The sequence below is a fragment of the Streptomyces sp. NPDC002403 genome, assembly GCF_053593015.1.
The window spans coordinates 57,436-81,301 of record NZ_JBSFBQ010000036.1; the positions used below are offsets into that span (position 1 = coordinate 57,436).

The 23,866-nt window shown below is 71.4% G+C and carries 26 protein-coding genes; 17 read left to right on the forward strand and 9 right to left on the reverse strand.

Annotation, left to right across the window (positions count from 1 at the left end; genetic code table 11):
* The first annotated feature begins 74 nt into the window (after nucleotides 1-74).
* Nucleotides 75-530 (forward strand): carboxymuconolactone decarboxylase family protein, encoded by a 456-nt coding sequence (locus ACWCPY_RS30530; protein WP_451270322.1) that lies wholly within the window; start codon nucleotides 75-77, stop codon nucleotides 528-530.
* A gap of 47 nt (nucleotides 531-577) precedes the next feature.
* Here the strand turns inward: ACWCPY_RS30530 and ACWCPY_RS30535 are convergent, their stop codons facing one another.
* Both ACWCPY_RS30535 and guaD read right to left on the reverse strand, forming a co-directional pair.
* Nucleotides 578-1,888, reverse strand: coding sequence for an MFS transporter (locus tag ACWCPY_RS30535; RefSeq protein ID WP_451270324.1), 1,311 nt, complete (start codon nucleotides 1,886-1,888; stop codon nucleotides 578-580).
* Nucleotide 1,889: 1 nt separating this feature from the next.
* On the reverse strand, nucleotides 1,890-3,224 hold the full coding sequence (gene guaD / locus ACWCPY_RS30540) for a guanine deaminase (RefSeq protein ID WP_451270326.1): 1,335 nt from the start codon (nucleotides 3,222-3,224) through the stop codon (nucleotides 1,890-1,892).
* A 190-nt stretch (nucleotides 3,225-3,414) separates the two neighbouring features.
* Here guaD and crcB (ACWCPY_RS30545) point away from each other — a divergent pair, with 190 nt between their 5' ends.
* Genes crcB (ACWCPY_RS30545) through crcB (ACWCPY_RS30555) form a run of 3 tightly spaced genes read left to right on the forward strand, consistent with a single transcriptional unit; the run spans nucleotide 3,415 to nucleotide 4,549 of the window.
* Nucleotides 3,415-3,825 carry a fluoride efflux transporter CrcB gene (crcB, locus tag ACWCPY_RS30545; protein ID WP_451270328.1) on the forward strand — a complete coding sequence of 137 codons (411 nt, stop codon included), beginning with the start codon at nucleotides 3,415-3,417 and terminating at the stop codon, nucleotides 3,823-3,825.
* The gene (locus ACWCPY_RS30550; protein WP_451270330.1) at nucleotides 3,822-4,178 is read left to right on the forward strand and encodes a DUF190 domain-containing protein; all 357 of its coding nucleotides are present in this window, start codon (nucleotides 3,822-3,824) and stop codon (nucleotides 4,176-4,178) included. Before crcB (ACWCPY_RS30545) ends, ACWCPY_RS30550 begins: the two co-directional genes overlap by 4 nt.
* A complete protein-coding gene (gene crcB, locus ACWCPY_RS30555) occupies nucleotides 4,175-4,549 on the forward strand; it encodes a fluoride efflux transporter CrcB (RefSeq protein ID WP_451270332.1) in 375 nt (124 codons plus the stop codon). The genes ACWCPY_RS30550 and crcB (ACWCPY_RS30555) overlap by 4 nt, the downstream gene beginning before the upstream one ends.
* A gap of 119 nt (nucleotides 4,550-4,668) precedes the next feature.
* Here the strand turns inward: crcB (ACWCPY_RS30555) and ACWCPY_RS30560 are convergent, their stop codons facing one another.
* Nucleotides 4,669-4,869: a hypothetical protein gene (locus ACWCPY_RS30560; RefSeq protein ID WP_451270334.1), complete on the reverse strand. Its 201-nt coding sequence runs from the start codon at nucleotides 4,867-4,869 to the stop codon at nucleotides 4,669-4,671.
* Nucleotides 4,870-4,894: 25 nt separating this feature from the next.
* On the opposite strand from ACWCPY_RS30560, the gene ACWCPY_RS30565 reads away from it, so the two are divergent.
* Together ACWCPY_RS30565 and ACWCPY_RS30570 are read left to right on the forward strand one after the other, a co-directional pair.
* Entirely contained in the window at nucleotides 4,895-5,659 is a 765-nt protein-coding gene (locus ACWCPY_RS30565) for an SDR family oxidoreductase (RefSeq protein ID WP_451270336.1), read from the forward strand.
* Between the two features lie 192 nt (nucleotides 5,660-5,851).
* Nucleotides 5,852-7,750 (forward strand): LamG-like jellyroll fold domain-containing protein, encoded by a 1,899-nt coding sequence (locus ACWCPY_RS30570; protein ID WP_451270338.1) that lies wholly within the window; start codon nucleotides 5,852-5,854, stop codon nucleotides 7,748-7,750.
* Between the two features lie 51 nt (nucleotides 7,751-7,801).
* Here ACWCPY_RS30570 and ACWCPY_RS30575 read toward each other — a convergent pair whose 3' ends face one another.
* Nucleotides 7,802-9,316, reverse strand: coding sequence for a DEAD/DEAH box helicase (locus ACWCPY_RS30575; RefSeq protein ID WP_451270340.1), 1,515 nt, complete (start codon nucleotides 9,314-9,316; stop codon nucleotides 7,802-7,804).
* Nucleotides 9,317-10,227: 911 nt separating this feature from the next.
* Here ACWCPY_RS30575 and ACWCPY_RS30580 point away from each other — a divergent pair.
* From ACWCPY_RS30580 to ACWCPY_RS30600, 5 genes are read left to right on the forward strand one after another with little or no spacing between them, the layout of a single operon-like run.
* The gene (locus tag ACWCPY_RS30580; protein ID WP_451270342.1) at nucleotides 10,228-10,689 is read left to right on the forward strand and encodes a hypothetical protein; all 462 of its coding nucleotides are present in this window, start codon (nucleotides 10,228-10,230) and stop codon (nucleotides 10,687-10,689) included.
* 6 nt (nucleotides 10,690-10,695) lie between these two features.
* Entirely contained in the window at nucleotides 10,696-11,316 is a 621-nt protein-coding gene (locus ACWCPY_RS30585; protein WP_451270344.1) for a toxin, read from the forward strand.
* A 46-nt stretch (nucleotides 11,317-11,362) separates the two neighbouring features.
* Nucleotides 11,363-12,673 carry an MAB_1171c family putative transporter gene (locus ACWCPY_RS30590; protein ID WP_451270346.1) on the forward strand — a complete coding sequence of 437 codons (1,311 nt, stop codon included), beginning with the start codon at nucleotides 11,363-11,365 and terminating at the stop codon, nucleotides 12,671-12,673.
* Complete coding sequence (locus ACWCPY_RS30595) at nucleotides 12,670-13,272, forward strand: hypothetical protein (RefSeq protein ID WP_451270348.1); 603 nt, start codon at nucleotides 12,670-12,672, stop codon at nucleotides 13,270-13,272. Before ACWCPY_RS30590 ends, ACWCPY_RS30595 begins: the two co-directional genes overlap by 4 nt.
* A 41-nt stretch (nucleotides 13,273-13,313) precedes the next feature.
* Nucleotides 13,314-14,162, forward strand: coding sequence for a GNAT family N-acetyltransferase (locus tag ACWCPY_RS30600; RefSeq protein WP_451270350.1), 849 nt, complete (start codon nucleotides 13,314-13,316; stop codon nucleotides 14,160-14,162).
* Between the two features lie 12 nt (nucleotides 14,163-14,174).
* On the opposite strand, the gene ACWCPY_RS30605 is transcribed toward ACWCPY_RS30600, so the two are convergent.
* The 3 genes from ACWCPY_RS30605 to ACWCPY_RS30615 all read right to left on the reverse strand — a co-directional run bounded on the left by ACWCPY_RS30605 (nucleotide 14,175) and on the right by ACWCPY_RS30615 (nucleotide 17,117).
* On the reverse strand, nucleotides 14,175-15,890 hold the full coding sequence (locus ACWCPY_RS30605) for a SpoIIE family protein phosphatase (RefSeq protein ID WP_451270352.1): 1,716 nt from the start codon (nucleotides 15,888-15,890) through the stop codon (nucleotides 14,175-14,177).
* A gap of 149 nt (nucleotides 15,891-16,039) precedes the next feature.
* On the reverse strand, nucleotides 16,040-16,312 hold the full coding sequence (locus tag ACWCPY_RS30610) for a DUF1876 domain-containing protein (protein WP_451270354.1): 273 nt from the start codon (nucleotides 16,310-16,312) through the stop codon (nucleotides 16,040-16,042).
* A gap of 94 nt (nucleotides 16,313-16,406) precedes the next feature.
* Nucleotides 16,407-17,117: an alpha/beta hydrolase gene (locus tag ACWCPY_RS30615; RefSeq protein ID WP_451270356.1), complete on the reverse strand. Its 711-nt coding sequence runs from the start codon at nucleotides 17,115-17,117 to the stop codon at nucleotides 16,407-16,409.
* Nucleotides 17,118-17,214: 97 nt separating this feature from the next.
* Between ACWCPY_RS30615 and ACWCPY_RS30620 the strand changes: the two genes are divergently transcribed.
* The 3 genes from ACWCPY_RS30620 to ACWCPY_RS30630 all read left to right on the forward strand — a co-directional run bounded on the left by ACWCPY_RS30620 (nucleotide 17,215) and on the right by ACWCPY_RS30630 (nucleotide 19,919).
* Nucleotides 17,215-17,700, forward strand: a complete 486-nt coding sequence (locus tag ACWCPY_RS30620; protein ID WP_451270358.1) for a peroxiredoxin — start codon at nucleotides 17,215-17,217, stop codon at nucleotides 17,698-17,700.
* A 108-nt stretch (nucleotides 17,701-17,808) separates the two neighbouring features.
* Nucleotides 17,809-18,318, forward strand: a complete 510-nt coding sequence (locus tag ACWCPY_RS30625; RefSeq protein ID WP_451270360.1) for a hypothetical protein — start codon at nucleotides 17,809-17,811, stop codon at nucleotides 18,316-18,318.
* Nucleotides 18,319-18,470: 152 nt separating this feature from the next.
* On the forward strand, nucleotides 18,471-19,919 hold the full coding sequence (locus ACWCPY_RS30630; protein WP_451270362.1) for a flotillin family protein: 1,449 nt from the start codon (nucleotides 18,471-18,473) through the stop codon (nucleotides 19,917-19,919).
* 91 nt (nucleotides 19,920-20,010) lie between these two features.
* Here ACWCPY_RS30630 and ACWCPY_RS30635 read toward each other — a convergent pair whose 3' ends face one another.
* Nucleotides 20,011-20,406 (reverse strand): nitroreductase/quinone reductase family protein, encoded by a 396-nt coding sequence (locus tag ACWCPY_RS30635; RefSeq protein WP_451270364.1) that lies wholly within the window; start codon nucleotides 20,404-20,406, stop codon nucleotides 20,011-20,013.
* Nucleotides 20,407-20,486: 80 nt separating this feature from the next.
* A complete protein-coding gene (locus ACWCPY_RS30640; protein ID WP_451270366.1) occupies nucleotides 20,487-21,569 on the reverse strand; it encodes a hypothetical protein in 1,083 nt (360 codons plus the stop codon).
* A 264-nt stretch (nucleotides 21,570-21,833) separates the two neighbouring features.
* Between ACWCPY_RS30640 and ACWCPY_RS30645 the strand changes: the two genes are divergently transcribed.
* The 3 genes from ACWCPY_RS30645 to ACWCPY_RS30655 form a co-directional block, all read left to right on the forward strand.
* Entirely contained in the window at nucleotides 21,834-22,010 is a 177-nt protein-coding gene (locus tag ACWCPY_RS30645; protein WP_451270368.1) for a hypothetical protein, read from the forward strand.
* Complete coding sequence (locus tag ACWCPY_RS30650) at nucleotides 22,010-22,729, forward strand: hypothetical protein (RefSeq protein ID WP_451270370.1); 720 nt, start codon at nucleotides 22,010-22,012, stop codon at nucleotides 22,727-22,729. The genes ACWCPY_RS30645 and ACWCPY_RS30650 overlap by 1 nt, the downstream gene beginning before the upstream one ends.
* A 152-nt stretch (nucleotides 22,730-22,881) precedes the next feature.
* On the forward strand, nucleotides 22,882-23,866 hold a 985-nt coding region (locus ACWCPY_RS30655; RefSeq protein ID WP_451270372.1), incomplete at its 3' end, for a hypothetical protein.

Sequence of the window (23,866 nt, forward strand, 5' to 3'; positions counted from 1 at the left end):
GTGCAGTGAGGGCGCGGCGCGAACACCACCGCGCATGCCGCCGCGACCGTGACGGACATCGGAGGAGAGACATCATGCAGGCACGTATCGAGAACCCGGCCGAGATCATTCCCGAGGCCCTGCCACCCGTGCTGGGCCTGGTCAAGGCCATCGGCAAGGGCGGGGTGCCGGAGACGACGCTCGAACTGGTGGGTCTGCGGGTGAGCCAGATCAACGGCTGCACCTTCTGCGTCGACGGACACGTGCGCAACGCCAGGAAGGCCGGGGAGAGCGACGAGCGGCTGTTCGCCGTGTCGGCCTGGAACGACGCGCCGTACTTCACCGACGCCGAGCGGGCCGCGCTGGCGCTCGCGGAGCACGCGACGCGGCTCAGCGACCGCTCCGATCCGGTGCCGGACGCCGTCTGGGACGAGGCCGCCCGCCACTTCGGCGAGAAGCAGCTTTCCGCGCTGGTGCTCGCGATCGGTCTGACGAACCTGTTCAACCGCGTCAACGTCACCACCAGGCAGCCCCCGGGCAGGACCTGGTAGGTCGCGCACCGGGGGCCGCATCGGACGGGAGCGTCCGCCCGGGGCCGTCAGCCCGACGGCTTGCGGGCGGTCTCCTTGATGAAGAAGCCGGCCAGTGCGCCGAGCACCAGCAGGATCGGCATCATCAGCAGGGCGGTGCCGTAGTCGGACAGGCCGGGGTGGTCCGGGAGCAGTCGGCCGGGCACGGCCTGGAGCACACCGCCGACGATGAAGCAGACGCCGTTGACGATGGCCGCGGAGCTGCCGACCAGGGCGCCGCCGACGGACTCCCCGGCCACGGTGAAGCCCAGCATGTGCGCCCCGGCGAACAGCCCGACGGCGAACATCACGACCATGGAGACGCTGTTGGTCTCCTTGGGCAGATAGATCAGCAGGGCGATGGCCACCGCCTGGAGCAGTACGCCGACGATCGCCGGGGTGCGGCGGTCGTGCCAGTGGTCGGAGAGCAGGTTGAACAGCGGCGCGCCGACCGCGAGGCCCAGCCAGGACATGGCGGTCAGCGTCGCGGCGAACCCCGGGTCGGCGCCGCGCGCCTCCATCACCCTGGGCCCCCACAGCACGCCGACGGCCAGCATCGAGCCGAAGGAGACCCCGGCGAGCACGGACGACAGCACCACGTTGCGGTTGGCGAAGCACGTGCCGAGGTCCTTGAAGATGCTGGCGAACAGCGGCGGCCTGGCGGTGGCCTGCCGGAGCGTTTCCGGCCCCGGCGTGGGATTGCGTACGAGCAGGAGGAACAGCACGATCAGCAGCACGCCCATCGCGCCGAAACCGTTGAGCAGTTGCTGCCAGGTCATGTGGTCGAGCTGCCAGGAGATGGCCGGCTGGCCCACCGCGGAGCCCAGCGAGGCCAGGGTCTGCACGAGGCCGAACATCAGCCCGTAGCGGGCCGCCGGGAACCACTGGCCGCCCACGTAGCCCGCGCCGACGAAGCCGAAGGACGAGCCGATGGCCAGCACGATCTGGGCGATGACGAGCGTGGCCATGTTCGTCGTCTGCGCGTACAGGAAGGCGCCCGCGGTGACGAACGCGACGCCGATCGCGAGCAGCGGACGCGTGCCGAAGCGGTCGAGCAGCGCCCCGCTGAAGAACTGGCACAGCGCGAACGCCCAGGTGTAGACGGAGCTCGCGAGACTGATCTGGGCGACGGTGAGGGACGCGGTCTTCTGGATCTCCGGGGAGACGACGGCGTACCCGGTCTGGATGGCGAACAGCCAGACGACGAAGAGCGCGCAGAGCGCCCAGACGATCCAGGCCTCGACCCCGCCGATGGTGCGGTGCGGGCCGTGCAGGATGCGGGCGCCGGGGTGGTGCCGGTGCTCGGCGGCGGGGCGGCCGGTGTCCGTGGTCGTCGGCATGTCAGGCCTCCCGGTCGTGGGCGAGGGCGCCGGCCACGTAGGTCGCGCGTACGGTCCGGTCGTCGCCCATCACGGCGAGCACGAAGAGCAGCTCCTCGATGTCCTCGACCCTGGCGGTGCGCTGGGCGAGCAGCGGGGTGGCCTCGGGGTCCAGGACCACGAAGTCCGCCTCCTGGCCGGGTTCGAGGGAGCCGATGGTGTCTTCGAGGCCGAGGGCCTCGGCGCCGCCGCGGGTGGCGAGGTAGAACGCCTTGATCGAGTCCAGCGGGTAGTCGGTCAGCTCGGCGACCTTGTACGCCTCGTTCATCGTGGACAGCAGCGAGAAGCTGGTGCCGGCGCCGATGTCCGTACCCAGTCCGACCTTCATCGGGCGCCTGGGGTCCTTGGCGTCGTGGACGTGGAAGAGGCCGCTGCCCAGGAAGAGGTTGGAGGTCGGGCAGTGCGAGACGGCGGTGCCGGTCTCGGCGCAGCGGTCGCGCTCACGGCCGGTCAGATGGACCCCGTGGGCGAGTACGGCGCCCTCGCCGAGGAGCCCGTAGTGGTCGTACACGTCGAGGTAGCCGCCGCGTTCGGGGAACAGGGAACGCACCCAGGAGATCTCGCCGGTGTTCTCCGAGACATGGGTGTGGACGAGCGTCCCGGGGTTCTCCTTCCACAACTGCCCGGCCGCTTCGAGTTGTTCGGGGGTGCTGGTGGGTGCGAAGCGGGGGGTGATGGCGTAGAGGTTGCGGCCCTTGCCGTGCCAGCGCTCGATGAGCTTCCTGGAGTCGTCGTAGCCGGACTGCGCGGTGTCCAGGAGGGCGTCGGGGGCGTTGCGGTCCATCAGGACCTTGCCGCCCACCATGCGCATGTCGCGCCTGGACGCCTCCTCGAAGAGGGCGTCGGCCGAGTCCGGGTGGACGGCGGCGAAGGTGAGCGCGGTGGTGGTGCCGTTGCGCAGCAGCTCGTCGCAGAAGGCGGAGGCGACCTCGCGGGCGTACACGCCGTCGCCGAAGCGCTGCTCCTCGACGAAGGTGTAGTGGTTCAGCCAGTCGATGAGCTGCGAGCCGAACGCGGCGATGATGCCGGTCTGCACGTAGTGGATGTGCGTGTCGATGAATCCGGCGCTGATGACGTGGCCCGGGTAGTGCACGGGTGTGACGCCCGGGGGTATGCGGTCGCGCAGGGCCGTGTAGTCACCGGCCGCGGTGATCTTCCCGTTCTCGCATATCAGCAGGCCGTCCGGTTCATGGACGAAGGCGTCCTCCCTGCTCGTCAGGAACGGGTCGTTCCGGTAGCGGATGAGGGTGCCTCGTACGGCGGTGGCGGCGGGGGTCTGCGGGGAGCCGGTCGTCATCTCGGGCGTACCTCCGGGTGCGACTGCATGAACGTGGTCCTGACAGTTGAGCCGTCGGAGTCACACCCCGCCGGATGTGCGGGGCCGAACGGGTGACGGGGCCGGGGGCGGTGCCGTCTCCCGGCCCGGGACGCCCGCCGGGGGTTGCGGCGATAGCCTGGTGCGTGGAGCAGGCAGGAGAGATGTGCCCATGGGAGCCCCCAATCCGCAAGGAGCCGTCGTCGCGGTGGTGGCGCTCGGTGGTGCGATCGGAGCGTGTGCCCGCTACGGGGCCACGCTGATCTGGCCCACCGCCCCGGGTGGTTTCCCGTGGACGACGCTGATCGTGAACGTCGTCGGATGCGCGGTGATCGGCGTGTTCATGGTGGTGATCAGCGAGGTGTGGTCGGCGCACCGGCTGGTGCGGCCGTTCTTCGGTACGGGGGTGCTCGGCGGGTTCACCACGTTCTCGACGTACGCGGTGGACATCCAGCGCCTGATCGACGTCGGCCGGGTCCGTGCGGGCCTGGGTTATCTGGGACTGACGCTGTTCGCGGCTCTCGCGGCGGTGTGGAGTGCGGTGTGGGCGACCCGCCGCGTGCTGGCCTGGAGGCAGCCATGACGACCCCGGAGACGGAACGGGCCCTGCGCCTGACGGTCCTCGTCGGCGAGTCCGACATCTGGCACCACCGGCCGGTCTTCACCGAGATCGTGCACCGGGCGCACCGGGCGGGGCTCCCGGGTGCCAGCGTGTTCCGGGGGATCGAGGGCTTCGGCGCCTCGTCGATGATCCACACCCAGCGGCTGCTGTCGCTGAGCGAGGACCTGCCGGTGGCGGTCGTGATCGTGGACACCGAGGCGCGGATCCGCGCGTTCCTGCCGCTCGTCGAGGAGCTGGTCGCAAAGGGTGGTCTGGTCGTCCTGGACGAGTGCGAGATCGTGCGCTTCGGCGGCGGGCGGGAGCGGGGCCGGTGAACTGGCTGCTGGTGATCGCAGGGGCGGCGGTCGGGGCGCCGCTGCGCTATCTGACCGACCGGGCGGTCCAGTCCCGGCACGACAGCGTCTTCCCGTGGGGGACCTTCACGATCAATGTGTCGGGCTCGCTGATCCTGGGCCTGCTGACCGGCGCGGTGGCGGCAGGCGCCGCCTCCTCGCACCTGCAGCTGCTGATCGGCACGGGACTGTGCGGGGCGCTCACCACGTACTCGACGTTCAGTTACGAGACGCTGCGGCTGGCCGAGGACGGCGCCAGGTCCTACGCGGTGGCCAATGTCGTGGGAAGTGTGGCGGCCGGGCTGGGCGCGGCGTTCGCCGGGGTCGCGCTGGCGGGGGTGCTCTGGCCGTAGGGCCTGCGGCCGGCGTCCCCTGCCACCGCGATGCGAGGCGGTGGCAGGGGAACACCGTTGGGGAGGAACCGTCACCGGGCGCCGGGCGATTCAACCCGTCGTGCGCCGACAGCGGTCCGTCAGGCGCCGACGCTAGGCAACCGTTCGCGCCGCGCACCCGGCACCACGCCGGTGCGCGGCCCGGCGCCACTCCAACGGCAGGCACCATCGTCCACCCGGCGGGCGGGCCTTGATCCGCCGGCGTCCGCAGTGGTTCGCTGACTGATCACCACGATCTGCGTGATCTGCGTGATCGCCGTGATCTTCACGACCGTCGTCATCCGCGAGCGAAATGAGAGGCCTCCCGTGCCGGACAGCAGCACCACTGGTTCGTCTCGTCCCGTCACCGTCGTCACCGGCGGCAGCCGGGGCATCGGCGCCGCGACCTGTATCCGCCTGGCCACTGACGGGCACGACCTCGCGCTGGGCTTCGTGAGCAACACGGAGGCCGCCGAGCGGACCGCGGCGGCGGTCCGGGCCGCGGGGGCGCGCTGCGTCACCGTACGGGTGGACACCGCCGAGGAGGCCGATGTGGAGCGCCTCTTCGACACGGCGGCCGAACAGCTCGGCCCCGTCACCGGGCTGGTCAACAACGCGGGGGTGACGGGCCCGCTCGGGCGGCTCGCCGACACCTCCACCCGGACGCTGCGCCGCGTCGTCGACGTGAACCTCCTCGGCTACCTGCTCTGCTGCCGCCGGGCCGCGAAGGACATGGCGGCCCATGGCGCGGGCGCGATCGTCAATGTCTCCTCGGCCGCCGCCACCCTCGGCAGCCCCGGGGACTTCGTGCACTACGCCGCGACCAAGGCGGCGACGGACGCGCTGACGGTCGGGCTCTCCAAGGAGCTGGGGCCCGACGGCATCCGGGTCAACGCGGTCGCCCCCGGCATGGTCGACACCGACATGCACGCCACGGCGGGCGACCCCGGCCGCGCGGACGCCGCCGTCCCCGGCATCCCGCTCGGCCGCGTCGGAGCCGCCCCGGAGATCGCGGCCGCGATCGCCTGGCTGCTGTCGCACGAGGCGTCCTACGTGACCGGGACGGTCCTGCGGGTCGCGGGCGGCCGGTAGCAGGACGCGGCGGGCCGGGGCCCCTCACCCGGCCCTCGCCCGCACGCCCCCACCACCACGATCCCGCACGCCCGGCACTGTGCAATTCATGGAGCCTTCGCCCGGCTGTCGCCCTTACGGGCCGGTTCCTCCCCCACCCCGCGGCTAACTTGCAGACGATCACCCCTACGTTCGTCCCCCGCGGAGACATCCATGTGCAGCCCCCTCCACCAGCCCGACGGACCGCTTCTGCCCGGCGCGAGCCGTCGTACGTTCCTGCGGGCAACCGCGCTCACCGGCGCCGCCACCGCAGCCACGGGGCTCGCGTCCGCCGCGCCCGCCACGGCCCTGCCCCAGCAGAGCACCGACGCCGTCGCGGCGGGTCGGCGGCCCGACCCCGAGAACCCCAGATTCACGTTCGTCGTCATGCCGGACACCCAGTACCTCTTCGACGGGGCGAGCATCGACAAGGCTCCGGTCGAGGCGTCATTGCGTTACGTACTCGATCACGGGCGCGACGAGAACATCGTCTTCCTGTCCCATCTGGGCGACCTCACCGAGAGCGGACAGTCAGGCGAATTCGCGGCGATCGGCGAGGCGTTCGGGCTGCTCGACCGGCGGCGGGTCGGCTACAGCGTCGTCGCGGGCAACCACGACATCAAGTCCTCCACCGACGATCAGCGTGGCCGCACCCCGTACCTGGACACCTTCGGTCCACAGCGCATGCGGCGCCTGCCGACATTCGGCGGAGCGACCCCGGACGGCTACAACACGTACCACCTGTTCCGCGCCGCCGGGCGCGAGTGGCTGGTGCTGGCGCTCGACTGGCGGCCGTCGGCGGCCGGGCTCGCCTGGGCGAAGGACGTCATCGCCCGGCACCCCCGTACACCCGTCATCCTCACCACCCACGAGCTGGTGTACGCGGACGCGGACGGCGACGAGGCCGAACTCTCCGATCACGGACAGCATCTGTGGGACGAGCTGATCGCCGGGAACGACCAGATCTTCCTCACCCTCAACGGCCACTACTGGCCCGCCGGGCGCACCACCCGTAAGAACACCGCGGGCAACGACGTCCATCTGCACATCACCAACTACCAGAACCGCTACTACGGCGGCAGCGCCATGATCCGCCTCTACCGCTTCGACCTGGCCAGGAACACCATCGACGTGGAGACGATCTCCCCGTGGATCCTCGGCCGCGCGGGCGAACGGCTCAACGAGCTGGAGCGCGGCGAGATCGAACTGACCGGTCCGCAGGACTGTTTCGCCGTCCCCATCGACTTCGAGAAGCGCTTCGCGGGCTTCGCACCCGTGCCCGTGCGGGGCCCCCGCCCGGCGAAGCAGCTGCTGATACCGGGCACTGTCGCCTACTGGCGCTTCGACTTCCCTTCGCACCAGGACGGTTCCGCCGCCGGCGCCGGCCTGCGCGTCCCCGACCTGTCCGGGCACCGCAACGACCTGGTGCGCGAGGCCGTCCCCGGCAGTGCGTCCGACGCACTGCGCTGGTCCACCGCCCACCACCCCGACCAGCCCGGCCACGGCAGCCTCTACTTCGACGGCTCGAAGCCGCCGCTGCGGGGCGCGTATCTGCGCACGGAGAACAACGCACCGCTCAACACCAAGACGTTCAGGTCCGGTTACACCATCGAGGCCTTCCTCCGCCTCCCCGCCGACTGGGACGCGGGACGCAACGCCTGGGGCGCCGTACTCGGCCGCCGCGGCACGCTCGGTGCGGCCGGCAAGACCTCCGGCGACCCGGAGGAGCCCGTCGCCACGCTCTCCGTATCGGACGGCCCCGGGCTCCAGTGGGCGGCGGCGCCGCTGAACCAGCCGGGGGCCGTCACCAACTGGAGCCATGAGCTGCTGCGTGAACGGTGGTGGCACGCGGCGGTCGTCAACGACGGGAAGCACACGACGATGTACGTCGACGGCTGCGTAGTCGCCCGCAACCCCGCCACCCGCACCACCGGTCTCGCCACGCTGGGCCTGCCCTGGCTGCTCGGCGCCTACGAGTACGGAGGCAGGCTCGACCAGTTGATGCACGGCTGGCTCGGCGACATCAGGATCGTCGAACGCGCCCTGCCCGTGAAGGACTTCATGATCGCCTGAGACCGACCGGCGCAGGGGCGACGGCCGGTCCGGGGGTCGCCGCCCCCGGGGTCACACCGCCCGGTTGGCGCGGCGCTGCTTCGCGGCGGCGCGTGCCTCCGCGGTGGGCAGGTCGGTACGGCGTGAGCGGCCCGCCTTCGCGGGGCGGGTGCCCAGGCCCCGGAAGGCCTGGTTGCCGCTCCCGGCGCGCTCCGGCACCGGTGCGGCGCCGCCGACCGGCACCCCCGAGGGCTTGCGCGCGCCGGTGATCCGGCTCAGTTCGGCCTCGCCGGAACGGACCTGGGCGATCTTCGGGGTGATCCCGGCGTCGGCCATCAGCCGGGCCATCTCCCGGCGCTGTCCGGGCAGCACCAGCGTGACGACGCTGCCGGACTCCCCGGCCCGGGCGGTGCGCCCGCCCCGGTGCAGATAGTCCTTGTGGTCGGTCGGCGGATCGACGTTGACGACCAGGTCCAGGTTGTCGATGTGGATGCCGCGCGCCGCGACGTTGGTGGCGACCAGCACCGTGACCTGCCCGGACCGGAACCGGTCCAGGGTGCGGGTGCGCTGCGGCTGGGACTTCCCGCCGTGCAGCGCGGCGGCCCGCACCCCGCTGCCGAGCAGATGGCCGGTGAGCTTGTCCACGGCGTGCTTGGTGTCCAGGAACATGATCACCCGGCCCTCCCGGGCCGCGATCTCCGTCGTGGTGGCGTACTTGTCCGCGCCCTGTACGTAGAGCACGTGGTGCTCCATCGTCGTCACCGCGCCGGCCGCCGGGTCGACCGAGTGGACCACCGGATCGTGCAGATAGCGGCGGACCAGCAGGTCCACGTCACGGTCCAGGGTCGCCGAGAACAGCATCCGCTGCCCCTCCGGCCGCACCAGGTCGAGCAGTTCGGTGACCTGCGGCATGAACCCCATGTCGGCCATCTGGTCGGCCTCGTCGAGGACGGTGACGGCGACCCGGTCCAGCCGGCAGTCGCGGCGCTCGACGAGGTCCTTCAGCCGGCCCGGAGTGGCGACGACGACCTCGGCGCCGGAGCGCAGTGCGGAGGCCTGCCGTCCGATCGACAGGCCGCCGACGACGGTGGCGAGGCGCAGCTCCAGCGCACGGGCGTACGGGGTGAGCGCGTCGGTGACCTGCTGGGCCAGTTCCCGGGTCGGGACGAGGACCAGGGCCAGCGGCCGGCGCGCGTCGGCCCGCCTGCCCACGGTCCGGGCCAGCACGGCCAGACCGAAGGCGAGCGTCTTGCCGGAGCCGGTCCGGCCGCGGCCCAGCACGTCGCGCCCGGCGAGGGCGTTCGGCAGGGTGGCCGCCTGGATCGGGAACGGCGTGGTGACGCCCTCGGCGGCGAGCGCCGACAGCAGCGGCCGGGGCAGCTCCAGCTCCGCGAAGGACGAAACGGCGGGCAGCGCCGGGGTGACGGTCTCCGGCAGCGCGAACTCGCCCCGCGCGGCGGCGGGCCTGCCGCCGGGGCCACCGGAACTCCGCCCGGACGCGCCGGAATTCCGATTGCCCGAACGTGCTGTGCGATCGCCGTCGCGGCTGCGGTCGTGGTCGTGGTCGTGGCTGCGGTCTCGGTCCATACGGAACCCTTCCTCGATAGGGCGCGTATCGAGGAATTCGCTGCGGCGGCGGGCGGCGCAGGAATCGCAGGAACGGGCCGTTGACAAGCCTGGACAAAGCCCGGCTGCGAAAAATCCGGGGTGGCGGGATCGGGCGGGTGTGCTGTTCTCCGCCTGCGGGCCCTTCCGGCCCTGTGTGACGCCGGAGTTCACCCGCAGGCTGCCCTGCGAGCTCCCGGAAAGCCGGTGTCGACGATGTCCGAGCAGTGGGCGAAGACTTCGGGAAACACAACCGCGACTGCGCCAAGAATAGCATGACGGAATAGTGCGGTGAAACCGACCGGATGCGGCAAGTAATTCCGCTCCGCCGAGTTCGCATTTAATTCCCGTCGGGTTTCTCCCCGACTTTTCCGCCGAACACCCCGCCGAGAATTCCATGGAATCGGGTTCCGTCGCGTCGGATACCGGCCGAAAATCCGCCGGAGCACGGCCCGCACACCCCACAGGGCCGCCGGCCCGCGCCCCCCACCGGCCCGCCGCCGCCGCACCCCACGGCCCGACACGCGCACCCGTCGAACCCGAGGCCGGTTGATGACGGCCTGACCAGCAGTCATAATGCAGGTGTAGCCCTTCACGCATCCCCCGTCGTGAAGGGCTACACGTATGCCCGCACACCATGAACGTGTGTCATGCACCTTTTGTCCGTGCCGAATTCACACGAACCCGTCGATTTCACGAGCAGGGGACTCCCCTCGTGGTCCCCTGCCCGTGTTTTTTCGAGTTAACAGTGACGTTGCGTGTTTACGCAAGCTCGTTCCCGTACTGCCTACCGTGCCGAGGACGCCACGAGAGGGTTCGTTACAGTACGAGCCCGTTGACCGAATCGACGTCGGTGAACACCGATCGGACGGAGCGGACAGGTGGGGGGCCGGATGGACAACGTCGAGGAACGCACGCCGGAGCTGCGGACGTTGCAGCAGAAGGTCGAGTACATGGTCGAGAAGACATTCCCCGGCCAGAAGATCTCGGGGCGCGTCTTCGCCGATCTGGTCAAGGAGCGCGGCGGGTCGCTCTCGCACAGCTACTTCTCCAACATCCTTGCGGGAAAGGTCACCCAGCCCTCCGAGGACATCCTCAAGGCGCTCGGTCTGGGCTTCGGCGTGGACTGGCGGTTCTTCAAGGAGGAGTCCGAGGTCGTCGACGACGTCGTCGCCGGTCTGCAGTTCCTCGCGATGCGGCGCACGGGGGAGATCAGCGGCGTGGCCGGGCGCGGCCTCGACGAGGACGGTCTCCCGCCGGAGCTGCTGCAGTTCGCGCTCTCCCTGCTGGAGGACGCCAGGGACCGGCAGGGCGCTGCCGACGGCGCCGCCGCCCATGGCGAGCCGGAGAAGTAGCCCTCCATGTCCCTGCGTGAACTACGGAAGGAGTGCGAGGCCGGGCTGGCCGATCTGCCCATCCCCGCGCCCTTCTCCATCGACGCACTGGTGGCGAACATGGAGGCGGCCCGGGGCCGCGCCATCGTGCTGCACGAGATGCCCGACCGGCTGGCCCGCGTCAACGCCGCCTGCGGGCTGCGGCTGAAGACCGGCGGGACCAGCTTCGTGCTCTACCGCCGCCGGCCGACCGCGTACCAGACCCAGCACGTCATCCTGCACGAGCTGTGCCACGAGTGGTTCGACCACGGGACCTCCCTCGACCCCGAGCAACTCCGGCGCCTGCTGCCGGTCTTCGACACCTCACTGATCAGCCGGGTCCTCGGTACCGAACCCCCGCCGTCGCCCCCGCCCCCGCAGCCGTCGCCGGTGGTGGCCGAGATCGCCGACGCGCTCCGGTCGGGGGACGGCACCGTGCAGGCCCGCGCGCAGTACGACACGCACGACGAGCGGATGGCCGAGTTCGGTGCCTCGCTCATCCCCCGTATGGCCATGGACGTGACGAGCGACGACATGGTGGGGCGACTGGCCAACTCCCTCTCCCGCCCGGTCGCCAACCGCCGCCGGGGCCTGTTCCGCCGCAGCTGACACCGACCGTCCCCGCCTCTCCCCCCACCACCCCAAGGACCCCGCCGTGACCCCGCTCGACCTCGCCGGCTACCTCGTGGCCGTTCTGATGACGGCCGTCGCCCTGTGGCGCATGCCGGCAGCCCTGTGGGGCGACGAAGAAGACAAGCGCCGCCGGGCCCTCTGGGGCTGCTACGCGGGCTTCGCCGCCGCGCTGTGGACCAAGACCCGGGCCGTACGGCTCGCGCTCAACGACAGCGCCGTCACCGACCTCGCCGTCCTCATCAAGCACTACACGGCGACGATCGCGATCCTGGCGATCCTCAGCTACATCGTCGCGATCTACGGCCGGTACCCCGACGGCGGTGCCGTGCCGCGCCATGTGCGGTTCGCCCGTGCCATCCAGCAGGTGGCGACCAAGGCGTCGATCGCCACACTGATCCTGCTGACGGTGCTGTTCTTCACCGTCGTCGACCGCTCCGTCCCCTCGGACCGCTTCGTCGCCGACCACGCGGGACAGTGGGGGGCCACGCTGTACATGAGCGTGTTCTACCTCTACCTGGGCACCGCGTCCGCCGTCTGCGCGTACCAGTGGGCCCTGGCCACCGCCCATGCCGGGCTCCGCCATCTGCGGGTGGGGCTCGGGATGATGACGTTCGCCATGTTCATCGGGGTCGGCTACACCGTCAGCCGGACCCTGTTCCTGTGGGTCAGCGTCGTCGACACCCCGAGCGAGTCCTTCGCGCTCCGCTTCGACGAGATCACCGAGGCCGCGCAGGTGGTGCTGTTCGCCTTCTTCGCCGTGGGCGCCTCCATCCCCGCCCTCAGCAAGGGGCGGCGGCGCGCGAAGCTCTGGCGGGCCCAGGTCAGACTGCACGGCCTCTGGCGCGAGTTGATGACCGCCTTCCCCGAGCAGCCCTTCGACCCCCCGGCCTCCCTGGCGCGCGAACTCACCCGCTTCGACACCCCCGCGGACCTGCGGATCGACCGCTGGGCCGCCGACATCGCCGACGCGGTGGAGAAGCTGCGCCACTACGTGCCCGACACCCTGCTCCCGGCCGCGAAGGCCGCCGCCGCGGCCGACGGCGGCACGGCCCCGGACCGGGCGGGCCCGCTCGCCGAGGCGTACTGGATCAAGGCGGCGCTCACCGCGAAGAACAGCGGGGCACCCGCCTCCACCGCCGCGGCGGTGGAGACCCAGCACGCCACCGACCAGGACGGCGAGGTGGCCTGGCTGGTCCGGGTGGCCACCGCGTACCGGACGGTCCCGCAGGACCGGGCGGCACAGGTGCTGGCGGATGCCGCACCCGCCCCGTCCACCGCAACCGCGACCGCAACCGCGGCGCCCCGCACGGCCTCCACCGAGGAGACGGCATGACCTCCACCGAAACCGACACCACCGCATCGCCGGACAACGCCACCGCGCGTACCGTCACCGATGTCTTCCAGCCCCGCAACCTCCTGCTCATCGGCATGCTCGGCGTGGGCCTGGCCGCCGCCGGTCACTGGACCGGTCTGCTCTGGGGATTCCTCGGCGCCCTGTGCGCGGGCCTCGTACCCGCCGGGTACATCGAGTGGGAGCGCGGGCGCGGCACCTGGGGCGACCGCCATGTCGTCGACCGCACCAAGCGGGCCCCGATCTTCTTCGTCATCCTCGGCTCCATCGGCACCGGCTCGCTGGTGATGGTCCTGGGCCACGCCCCCACCGGCATCCTCGCGGCGATGCTCGCCCTCTGGGCGATGACCGTCGTCCTGCTGGCCGTCAACACGGTCTGGAAGATCTCGGTGGACGCCGCGGTCGCCTCGGCCGTGGTCGCCCTGCTCGCCGCGGTCCACTCGCCGTGGTGGCTGCTCGCCTACACGATGACGGTCGCCGTGTGCTGGTCGCGCGTCGCGCTCGGGTACCACTCGGTGGCGCAGACGGTCGCCGGGGGCTCGCTGGGGGCGGCGACGGCGGGCGTGTTCCTGTTCGTGTGATCCGTCGTTGAAACGGCCGTCCGTCGGGGTACGGGTGCCCCGTGCCGAACTTCGAGATCACCACCGCAAGCGCCGACGACCTGACGATGCTCTCCGAATGGGCCCACGAGGAGAACTGGAATCCCGGGCTGACCGACCGTCACGCCTTCTTCGCCGCCGATCCGCGGGGCTTCCTGATCGGCCGCCTCGACGGCGAGCCGGTCTCCTGCGTCTCCGTCGTCCGCTATGGCTCCGGTTCCGGGTTCCTCGGCTTCTACCTCACCCGGCCGCACCTGCGCGGCCGGGGATACGGCATCCGGCTCTGGCGGGCCGGCATGGCGCGGCTGGAGGGGCGCAACGTCGGGCTCGACGGGGTGGTGGCGCAGCAGCCCAACTACCGCAGATCCGGCTTCCGTTCCGTATGGACGAACATGCGTTACGAGGGCCTGCCGCCCGCCGGCCCGCCCGCCCCGGCCGGTACGGAGCTGGTCGACGGCCGCTCCGTCCCGTTCGACCGGCTCGCCGCCTACGACCGCCGCTTCTTCCCGGCCGACCGGGACAGCTTCCTCGCCCCGTGGATCGCCCACCCCACGCGCACCTCCCTCGCCGCCGTCCGTGACGGGGAGCTGTGCGGCCTGGCCGTGATGCGCCCCTGCCGTACGTCGTCCCGCATCGGTCCCGTGTACGCACAATCGCCCGAGGTGGCGGGTGCCCTGGTCGGTGCGCTGGCGGCGGCCGATCCCGGCGTGCCGGTCGCGATCGACGTACCCGACGTCAACCCGGCGGCGGTGCGGCTGGCCGAACAGCTGGGCCTCACCCCGTCGTTCGAGACGGCCCGGATGTACACGGGGCCCGCGCCGGACATCGACCACGCCGGACTGTTCGGCATCACCAGCCTGGAGTTGGGCTGACGCCGCCCGGAGTCAGGTGGCGTCGGGCGTCAGCGCCGCCTGGCTCCGGGTACGCGAGGCCAGCACCGCGATGTCGTCCTCGGCACCCGGACCGAACCGTTCGAGGACCTCGTCCAGCAGGCCGTCGAGGCTGCCGTCGGCCGGCAGGGTCAGTTCCTCCAGGCGGCCGACCGAGACGTCGATGTCCTCGCCGCGCCGCTCGACCAGACCGTCCGTGTACAGGAACAGCACCGTGCCCGGATCGAACTCCAGCTGCGTCGTCCGGTACCCGCCGAACCCGGTGCCGAGCGGCGGCCCCACCACCATCTCGTCGCACACCCTGGCCCCCGTCAGCGGATCGATCAGCACCGGCGGCAGATGCCCGGCGCTCGCCACCTCGCACGCCCCGCCGAACCGGTCGACGACGGCCAGCAGACAGGTCGCCGCCCGGTCCAGTCCGGACCGCTCGACCAGCCGGTCGAGCCGTTCCAGGATGCGGTGCGGCGGCAGATCGTCGTCGGCGAACATCCGCAGCATGGAGCGGTAGTGGCTCATGGCGACCGCCGCCTCCACCCCGTGCCCCATCACATCGCCCATCGCCTTGAGGTGCCGCCCGTCCCGCAGCGGGATGACGTCGAACCAGTCGCCGCCGACCAGCACGCTCCGGCCGGCCGGCAGATAGCGGGTGGCGATCTCGATGTGCGGATGCGGCGGGCGCGGTTCGGACAGCAGGGAACGCTGGAGTTCCAGGGCGATGGTGTGCTCGTGGGCGTACCGGCGGGCGTGGTCGAGAGCGACGGCGGCCCGGCTCGCCAGTTCCCGGGCGACCACCACGTCCTCGTCCGTGAACACCGGTGAGTCACCCGCCCGGATCAGACCGAGGATGCCGAGCGGGCCGCTGCGCACGGTGACGGGCACGATGACCGCCGAGTGCATCCCGAGGGCACGGTAGGCGGCGAGCCGTTCGGGGCCGGGGGCGGAGCGCAGCAGCTGCTCGTCGGTGGTCAGGTTCTCCACCACCGGCCGGCCGGTCACCAGACAGCGCGGTACGGCCGCGCCCTCCTGGTAGTCGATGTACTCGCCGGTCAGCCCGAACCCGTCCAGCTCCTCGCTCAGCCCCGGCACGGCCTTCAGCGCCGCCCGCCGCAGCCTCAGCACCCCGGGAGGCGCGGGGCGGACCGGTGGGGCGACCTCGGGCGGGAACACCTCGACCGTCGCGAGGTCCGCCAGCCCCGGCACGACGAGGTCGACGAGCTCGGCGCAGGTGGCGTCCATGTCGAGGGTGGTGCCGATCCGGGCGGCCGCGGTGTCGAGCAGGGTCAGATGGCGCCGGGCCTGCTCCAGCTCGCGCTGCTCCTTGTCCGCGGCCATGACCTCCAGCACGATCCCGGCGAGTCCCACGACCCGCCCGTCGGACTCCAGCCGGTGGAACGCCCCGTGCCAGTGCCGCCGGACCGTGGCGTCCTGGGCGGTGAAGCCGCTGACGGTGATCTCGCGGGGCTTCCCGTCGGCGAGCACCGCCCGCATCATGTCCTCGCGCGCGTCGAGCCCGGGAAGGACCTCGGTGACGGTGCGCCCGAGGTGTTCGGCGGCCGGGATGCCGTTGATCCGTTCGAGGGCCGGGTTGACGTAGAGGTAGCGCAGCCCGGTGTCGAGCACGCCCACCCCGGCCATGGTCCCGTCGACCAGGGCCGCCAGGGCACCGGGGTCGAACGGCACAGGGCTGTCCGCGTACACATCGGCCGGCACGTCCACCTCCTGGGGCGGGCGCGGACCACCCGCTGCCCGGCCCTCAATCGTCGGCCGCCCGCCCCCGCCGCGCATCCGCAGACCGCCGGCTCGGCCGGGCCCGGAGGGGTTCGCCGGGCCCGGCCCCCTGATCAGTTCCGCCGGCCCTGTCAGGCGAGCGGGTGCGAGGTCCGGCCGGACACCTCGTCGATCTCGTCGTGCGCCTTCGTCAGCATCTTCATCGCCAGTTCGTTGAGCGCTCTGGCTCCCGCGATCTCTTCGCCCACCCTCGGCTGGTTCCTGTCCGAAGGATGGCGGCTCGCGTATCCATGGGCCCGCACCTCGCTCCCGTCCGGGAGCCGCACCATGGCGGCCGCACGGGTGCGGTGGGTGTCCTCGTCGAATTCGAGTTCGATATGCCACCCGACAGTTGTCATCACCATGACGATCACCTCCCTACCAGGGTGCTCCCGTTCCTACGCCCCTGCACCACGGCACCGCACCACGCCCCGGGCCCACGGTCGGCGCGGCGCCCCGTCACGCCCCCAGCAGGTCCAGGTCGAGGGTGCCGTCGACCGCCGGGGCGTCCGGCGGGAGGCCGAGCGCGTCCGCGACCGGCCCGGGGAGCGGGCCCAGCCCCAGCAGCCCGGCGACGATCCGCGCCGTCAGCGCGTGCCACTGCCCCGCGCGCCGGACCATCGCGTGGTCGCTGCCCCGGATCGCGACCAGACAGGAGCGGGCACCTGCCGGCCGGGCACGGGCCGTGAGCAGCTGGGCCGCGCGGGGGCTCGTGATGCGGTCCCGGGTGCTGTGCAGCAGGACGACGTCGCGGTCCGCGAGCTGGTCGACCGGGTCGCCGTCCGGACACCAGGCGGCGAGGCCGACCACCCCGCGCACCAGCGGGTGACCGGCGGCGCGCAGGGCGGCGCGGGCCCCCATCGAGTGGCCGACCAGGACCACCGGGATCTCCCCGGCCTCGCGACCCAGGGCGTCCAGGGCGCGTACGGCGTCGTGCAGCGGGTCCTCGCGGGGGCCGTTCCAGCCGCGGTGGGCGTAGCGGGCGGTGCGTACGAGTACGCCTCCTGCGGCGCCGCCGGTCGCCCCGGCGACGGACCGGCCGAACGGGCGCATCCGCAGGGCGGGCAGGTTCAGCGGACCGGGCAGCGGCGCGGCCAGGCCCGTCTCGGCACCGCCGTGCAGCAGGAGCACGGCCGCGGACGGGCGGCGGGCGGACGGCGGTCGTGCCATACGTACCTCCTGGTGCGGGAGCCGGACCCGTACCGAGCATGCTGTACGCACGGCGCGGGAAAGAAACCCGGCCACACCGGACCACGGAGGAACCGACATGGGATCGTCACCGCAACTCGGCCTGCCCGCACCGGACTTCACCCTGCCGGGCGGCGTGCTCACCGGCGAGGACTTCGAACGCCGCGACTACCCGCTCGCCGGGGCGCGCGGCCGTACCGTGGTCCTGGCGTTCTACCCGGGCGACAACACCGCCGTGTGCACCAAGCAGCTCTGCTCGTACTCCTCGGGCATGGAGGCCTTCGGCGAGCTCGACGCGGAGGTCTGGGGAATCAGTCCACAGGGTGTGGACAGCCATGAGTCCTTCGCCCGCGCCCACGGTCTGCGGATGCCGCTGCTCGCGGACACCGGACGGGAGGCCGCGCGGGCGTACGGCGTCGCGGCGCCCGGGATCGGGGTGCGCCGCTCGATCTTCCTCATCGGCCCCGACGGAGTGCTGCGCTGGAAGCACGTCGCGCTGCTCGGTGCCACGTACCAGTCGCTCGACAAACTGACCGAGCAGCTCTCCGGCATCAAGAACGTGTAAAAGATTGCCGGAACCCGGCAGTACGAGCTGCCGGACGTTTATGGGATCATCCACCCAGTTCGACGGAAATTTTCGGGGGATTTCGGAGATCTCGGGGAGGGTGATCACGTGACCTTGTTTCTCGGTCTCGGCATCGCGGGAATCGTTCTGCTCGCGCTGTCCCTGATCTTCGACGGAATCCTCGAAGGCCTTTTCGGGGGTGTGCTGGACGGCCTCTTCGACGGCCTGCTGTCGCTCCCGGTCATCGCCGGGTTCCTCTCGATGCTCGGCTTCGGCGGCGCGATCGTGCTCGGCACCACCGGCGTCGGCACGGTCGCCGCGACCGCCGCCGGGGTGCTGGCCGGACTCGTCGCGGCCTGGCTGACCTGGAAGTTCAGCAGGGCCCTGATGCGGGACCAGACCAGCACCACACCGCGCGGCGAGGACCTCGTCGGCACGTCCGGGTCGGTCGTCACGGCCATCCCGGCCGACGGCTACGGCGAGGTCCTGCTGCGGCTCGCGGGCCAGCACGTGAAGCTGGCGGCGAAGAGCGCGGCGCCGGTGGAGCGCGGCGCCGAGATCTGGGTGGAGGCCGCACTGTCGGCCACCTCGGTCGCGGTCCGCCCCGTCGAGCGCTGAGCCCGGCCGCCGGACACCTCGCCCGACCGTCGGGCACCGACCACCGCCCGATCCCGATCCACCGCGCCACGCCGCACCGCACCACACCACACAGCGGCGCACCGCCCGAGACCGAGCTGCCGTCCCCACAGGGAGGCAGGGAGGAAACCCCTATGAGCCCAGTCGTGACCGCAGTCGTCGGAGTCGTCGTACTCCTGGTGCTGCTCGCCCTCGTCGTCATCACCCGCTACAAGGTCGCCGGGCCCAGCGAGGCGTTCATCATCACCGGCCGACGCGGCAAGAAGTCCACCGACCCGGTGACCGGCCGCACCAGCATCGACAACAGCGGCCAGAAGGTCGTCGTCGGCGGTGGCGTCTTCGTCGTCCCGTTCGTCCAGCAGAAGTTCACCCTGGACCTCTCCAGCCGGCACATCCCGATCGCGGTGCGCGGCGCCGTCACCCTGCGCGGCGTGAAGTCCAACCTGGAGGGCGTCGCGATCGTCAAGGTCGGCGGCAGCGAGGAAGCGATCCGCGCCGCGGCCCAGCGCTTCCTCCAGCAGCAGGACGGCATCGTCGGCTTCACCCAGGAAGTGCTCTCCGGCGCGCTGCGCGCCATCGTCGGCCGGATGTCGGTCGAGGACATCATCCGCGACCGGGCCGCGTTCGCGGGCCAGGTCGCGGAGGAGGCCGAGGCCAGCCTCTCCGGCCAGGGCCTGATCCTGGACGCCTTCCAGATCCAGGACATCACCACCGAGGGCTCGTACCTGGAGGACCTCGGCCGCCCCGAGGCCGCCCGCGCCAAGCAGGAGGCGGACATCGCCGAGGCGATCGCCAAGCAGGCCTCCGAGCAGGCCCGGCTGAAGGCCGCCGAGGAGATCGCCATCGCCGAGCGGACCTTCTACCTCAAGCAGGCGGAGATCAAGGCCGAGACCGAGGCCGCCGCGGCCAAGGCCAACGCGGCGGGCCCGCTCGCCGAGGCGGCCCGTCAGCAGGAAGTCCTCACCGAGCAGGAGAAGGTCGCCGAGCGCCAGGCCGCACTGACCGACCGCGAGCTCGACACCAAGGTCCGCAAGCCCGCCGACGCCGCCCGCTACCAGGCCGAGCAGGAGGCCGAGGCCCGCCGGATCGCCCAGGTCAAGGAGGCCGAGGCGGACGCCGAGCGCTCCCGGCTGACCGGTCAGGGCGAGAAGCTGCACCGCTCGGCACTGGCCGACGCCGTCCGCATCGAGGGCGAGGCGGAGGCCGCGGCCATCGCGGCGAAGGGCACGGCCGAGGCCGAGGCCATGCAGAAGAAGGCGGACGCCTTCGCGCAGTACGGCGACGCGGCCGTGCTCCAGATGCTGGTCGAGGTGCTGCCGCAGGTAGTCGCCAAGGCGTCCGAGCCGCTGAGCGCCGTCGACAAGATGACCGTGATCTCGACGGACGGCGCGAGCCAGCTGTCGCGTACGGTCGCCGACAACGTCGCCCAGGGCATGGAACTCCTCAGCTCCACCACGGGAGTCGACCTCGCCGCCCTGCTGAAGAACCTCAAGGGTTCGGGCACCGGCGCGGAGGTCCCGGCCCAGCCGGAGGCCGCCGCCCAGGACGGCACCCGGAACGGCAGGATCGAGATCACCGACTGATCAGGCGGACCGACGCCCGTACGTGCCCGGACGACTGCACACCGTCCGGGCACACGCGGTTCCGGACCCGGCCGCGGACCCGGCTCCGCACTCAATCGGCCAGGTCCACCCGCACGGTCAGCAGATCCGTGCCCACCGCCCGCACGACGGCGCTGTTGTAACGCGGCAGGGTCCTGAGCCGGGCGCGGGCGTCGTCCTCGGGCAGCGGGTGCGCGGTCCCGTCGTACCAGCGACCCGCGATCCTGACCCGGACCCGGGGGTCGGCCCGGATGTTGCGGATGTACTGCGACTTGTCGCCGTACTCGGAGACCAGCCAGAACTCCTGGCCCACGCGCCGCCCGCCGACCGGGGTGCGGCGCGGCAGCCCCGAGGCCCGGCCCGTCGTCTCCAGCAGGATCTGCGATCCCGACCGCCTGGCCAGCGGGTTCACCACGTGCCGCTGGAGCGACGTGACCGCCCTGAACTTCAGATCCCGAAAGTCCGCCATCGCGAGCCCTTCCCGATTGCCGCCGCGTCGCGGGCGTCCCCGCCGGCCACGGTGACGGCCGCGCCCGCACACCTACGACGCTACGCCCCTGTCGCCACGCCGCGGGCACTGCCGGAAACACCCGTGGCGGTGGGCCCCGAGAACGTATCCGCTCCCGCCTCCACCCCTCGCCCCTGCCCTTTCTCGATGATCGCCGCGACCCGCTCCCGCCACGGCAGTGGATCGGGTTCGCTCTCCATCTCGGCCCGTCGGGCGGCCCAGTAGGCCCGGTTCGCCTCACGGGCACACGGCCCGCACAGGGTCTCGTCCCCGACGGGACGGAAGACGTGCTCCTCGCCCTCCCCCTCGCAGACGACGAACTCCCGCACGGGCGGCAGCGCGACGGGTGGGGCCGGGGCAGCCACCGGCGCCGGAAGCTTCTGGACGAGCCGGTGGCGCAGGAACCCGACGGCGGACCGTACGCCGTCCCTGGGCAGCTCACTGATCAACGCCCGCCGCAGCTCCGCAGCACTCACACCGCGCCGAATCCACTCGGCGGCGACCCCGGCCAGCCCCCGCGCCTCCCGGACCCCGAGGTGCAGTTGCGGATTCGCGTGCCGCAGCGACAGCAACACCCGCTCCCCCTCGCCGACTTCGGGATCCACGAACTCTTCAGGCGCCTCGGCCTCTTCGGAGGGTGGGCGGGAGCAGTTCTCCCCAAGTTCTTCATCCACCGGTTCATAGCCACCGACCGCCGGGCACCCCGGCTCACCGACGGCCGGATTCCGCGCACCCGGACGGGCGGCAGGAGCCGTAGGAGCCGACGGACCCGCAGAAGCCGACGGGCCCCCGACCCTCTCGTTCCGCACCGCGGCAGCCTGCTCGACCGTCAGGGGCACATTGGCGAAGAGCTGATCGGTCACCCAGAACCCCCGGTCCCCCTGCCGCTTCCACTCGTGCACGAACCCGTTCGCGATCAGCTGCCCCTTGGCCTTCTGGTAGGCCCTGCCCGTGATCCCCAGCTTCCTCGCATGCTCACTGAGCGCCTGGTCGGCCCGCTGTTCGGGAAGCCCCTGTACGTACAGGAGAAGAATCTTCGCGTCACTGCTCAGACGCGGATGGCGCACGACATCGTGCGAAGCCTTCGTGTAGCGCCGAGAGGGCGCGATAGCATGCCAAAGCATCCCGGTGGACGTCTTTCCACTCGCGGTGAAGGCCCTCGGAGCGGTGCTCGTAACACCCCCGGGGGCCGCCCCGCGCGGGAGCGCACGGAGCGTGATGACGCGATCACGGTACCGCATGAAAACACCCCCCTGCGCCACAACCGGAAATCCCCGCCCCAACCCGCCCCGCCCGCCCGAAACGGCGCCTCTCGGGGCGACTTGACCGCTGCTGCGACCGTCATGGATTCAGGACCAGGCGTCGTGGAGGTCCTCGGGAGTGAGGGCATGGACGCCGTCGGCGGTGCACCCGCTGCGGAGGCCGACCCATCCGTGGTGCGCGGCACGCACCACAGGAACGCTCTGCACGAAGAAAGCAACCCGTACGTCTCGTCGATCTCGAACAGCACCTCCGGCCCCTTTGCCCTTTATGATGCTCATCCGATGAGCGCGATGGGGGCTTGATGGCGACGCAATCATCTTCCGAAAGCAACATGGCCGATGAGCGCGAACGGGTGCTGGACGCCGTGTTGGGGCCGGTCAGCGAGGCGTACTACGCCGAGCGTGTCCGATCAGGCAGCGGAGCACGCGCCAGGGCGCAGGCGGCCCAGTCCACCGTCACTTTGTTCGCGGGCGGCATCGTAGCGGCGCTGACTTTCACCCAGCTCGACAACCGGCCGTCGAGTACCCAGTTGGCCGGTGTCGGAGCGGTGGCCATGTGGTTGCTCGCCGCCGTCCTCTATCTCCGTGCAGTGGCGCAACCGGTCGGGGCCCTGGCCGGGCCGAGCCATGCACGTGATCGCCTGGACCTGCTCAAAGCTGTACTGAAGCGGGCTGACGACGAGGCCGCCGAGGTCGACAGGCGTCAAAAGCATGCGAACTGGGTGGTCGTGGGAGCGTTGGCCGTCAGCGTGCTGACGATCGGCCTCGCCGCCATCGGAGGCCCGAAGGAGGAGAAGGCCTCCGGCTCGGTCGTCGTCTCGCCCGCGTATGCGCAGAGTGTCCGGGCGTTGTGTGCCGAGAGCGGCCAGCGGATCAGCGGGCGAATCGACAAGGCCTCGCTCAGCACTCCCTTCGTGAGCATCACGGTCGCCTCCAAGGAATGCGGTGGCGGGACGGACGAGGAAACCGAGCTGGTGATACCCAAGTCCGCCATACAAGCAATTGCAATGAAAGGGGACTGACCACCGACATGAGCGCGGTCTTCCATCTCTTGTGCTTCACGCCGCTCGTCCAACGCGAATCCGCGCTCGAAACCTTGCGATCCGTACACGCCAGGGGCGATCGAATAGACGGCATCATCGTGTTGGGCTCCTGCACCGACGAGCCACGACACGTGACGCCTGTCGAGACCGATGACTTTCTCGACACGGTGATGCTGGAGTGCCTGGAGGCCGGCACAGACGCGTTGCCTCCTGTGGTGACCGTGCCGGGGCGGCACGACATCCGCCGGCTCGGACCTGGCCACGGCATGCTCACCAAAGCACTCACCCGCTATTGGGGTGACACCGAGCGAGGGCTGTGGCGGGGTGACGAGGAAGACGTCGTGGAGGCCGTCCGCGACGTCTCGTTGGCCGACTTCGTCGAGTGGTCCGAACCCCGCGCGAACTTTCCGCAGTGGCGATCGGGCGTACTGCCCGGTGAGGGATCCGTGAGGCTCGGGACGGACACGGGCACCCTCGGCATCGTCGGCGCGAACACCGTCTTCCGCATGGCGGTACCCGACGGTTCCGCCGAACTGGCCACCTGCACCTTGGAACAACTGGACAGCGCCGTCGGTGGGGAGTACCTCCAGTGGGCGGGCGCCAACGACCTCACGCTCGTCGTTGCGGGACACTCCGCCGTCGTCCCGGCGTCACTCACACCCGTGCTGCCGAGAACTGTGCTGATCGCTCCCGACGGAGAGTCCGCCCGGTCCGGTTCGGCTGCGCGGTGGCTGGTCCCTTCTCACGGTACGACGCGCCAGCACAGGCTTCTGCGCGTGGAGGTTTCGGATGCCGGCGCGCCGAGGGTCCGTGACCTCGCGGCTCCCCCCGCCGAGCAACCGGTCCCCCTGCCGAGCATCAGGCACGCTCGAAGCCGCGACGCGGTGGCCCGCCAAACCACGCAGGAGACGTACGACGAACAGACCACGATGGAGGAGTTCTACCAGCAGATCGGCACCGGCCGAATGATCCTGGTAGCCGTCTCGGGCGTCCACGGCGAGAGCCGACCCATCGATACCGAAACCCTCGGGAGTTGCATCAGACGGGCGCGATGTCGCAGGTCGGCAGCTCACGGGACGGGCGTGAGGCTCGCCGGAGTTACTACGCACTGGCGGT

Coding starts and splice junctions, on each gene's coding strand:
- ACWCPY_RS30530 (WP_451270322.1), top strand. CDS start 75: ATGCAGGCACGTATCGAGAACCCGGCCGAGATCATTCCCGAGGCCCTG.
- ACWCPY_RS30535 (WP_451270324.1), bottom strand. CDS start 1,888: ATGCCGACGACCACGGACACCGGCCGCCCCGCCGCCGAGCACCGGCAC.
- guaD (WP_451270326.1), bottom strand. CDS start 3,224: ATGACGACCGGCTCCCCGCAGACCCCCGCCGCCACCGCCGTACGAGGC.
- crcB (WP_451270328.1), top strand. CDS start 3,415: ATGGGAGCCCCCAATCCGCAAGGAGCCGTCGTCGCGGTGGTGGCGCTC.
- ACWCPY_RS30550 (WP_451270330.1), top strand. CDS start 3,822: ATGACGACCCCGGAGACGGAACGGGCCCTGCGCCTGACGGTCCTCGTC.
- ACWCPY_RS30560 (WP_451270334.1), bottom strand. CDS start 4,869: ATGACGACGGTCGTGAAGATCACGGCGATCACGCAGATCACGCAGATC.
- ACWCPY_RS30570 (WP_451270338.1), top strand. CDS start 5,852: ATGTGCAGCCCCCTCCACCAGCCCGACGGACCGCTTCTGCCCGGCGCG.
- ACWCPY_RS30575 (WP_451270340.1), bottom strand. CDS start 9,316: ATGGACCGAGACCGCAGCCACGACCACGACCACGACCGCAGCCGCGAC.
- ACWCPY_RS30580 (WP_451270342.1), top strand. CDS start 10,228: ATGGACAACGTCGAGGAACGCACGCCGGAGCTGCGGACGTTGCAGCAG.
- ACWCPY_RS30585 (WP_451270344.1), top strand. CDS start 10,696: ATGTCCCTGCGTGAACTACGGAAGGAGTGCGAGGCCGGGCTGGCCGAT.
- ACWCPY_RS30595 (WP_451270348.1), top strand. CDS start 12,670: ATGACCTCCACCGAAACCGACACCACCGCATCGCCGGACAACGCCACC.
- ACWCPY_RS30610 (WP_451270354.1), bottom strand. CDS start 16,312: ATGGTGATGACAACTGTCGGGTGGCATATCGAACTCGAATTCGACGAG.
- ACWCPY_RS30615 (WP_451270356.1), bottom strand. CDS start 17,117: ATGGCACGACCGCCGTCCGCCCGCCGCCCGTCCGCGGCCGTGCTCCTG.
- ACWCPY_RS30620 (WP_451270358.1), top strand. CDS start 17,215: ATGGGATCGTCACCGCAACTCGGCCTGCCCGCACCGGACTTCACCCTG.
- ACWCPY_RS30630 (WP_451270362.1), top strand. CDS start 18,471: ATGAGCCCAGTCGTGACCGCAGTCGTCGGAGTCGTCGTACTCCTGGTG.
- ACWCPY_RS30635 (WP_451270364.1), bottom strand. CDS start 20,406: ATGGCGGACTTTCGGGATCTGAAGTTCAGGGCGGTCACGTCGCTCCAG.
- ACWCPY_RS30640 (WP_451270366.1), bottom strand. CDS start 21,569: ATGCTTTGGCATGCTATCGCGCCCTCTCGGCGCTACACGAAGGCTTCG.
- ACWCPY_RS30645 (WP_451270368.1), top strand. CDS start 21,834: ATGGACGCCGTCGGCGGTGCACCCGCTGCGGAGGCCGACCCATCCGTG.
- ACWCPY_RS30650 (WP_451270370.1), top strand. CDS start 22,010: ATGGCGACGCAATCATCTTCCGAAAGCAACATGGCCGATGAGCGCGAA.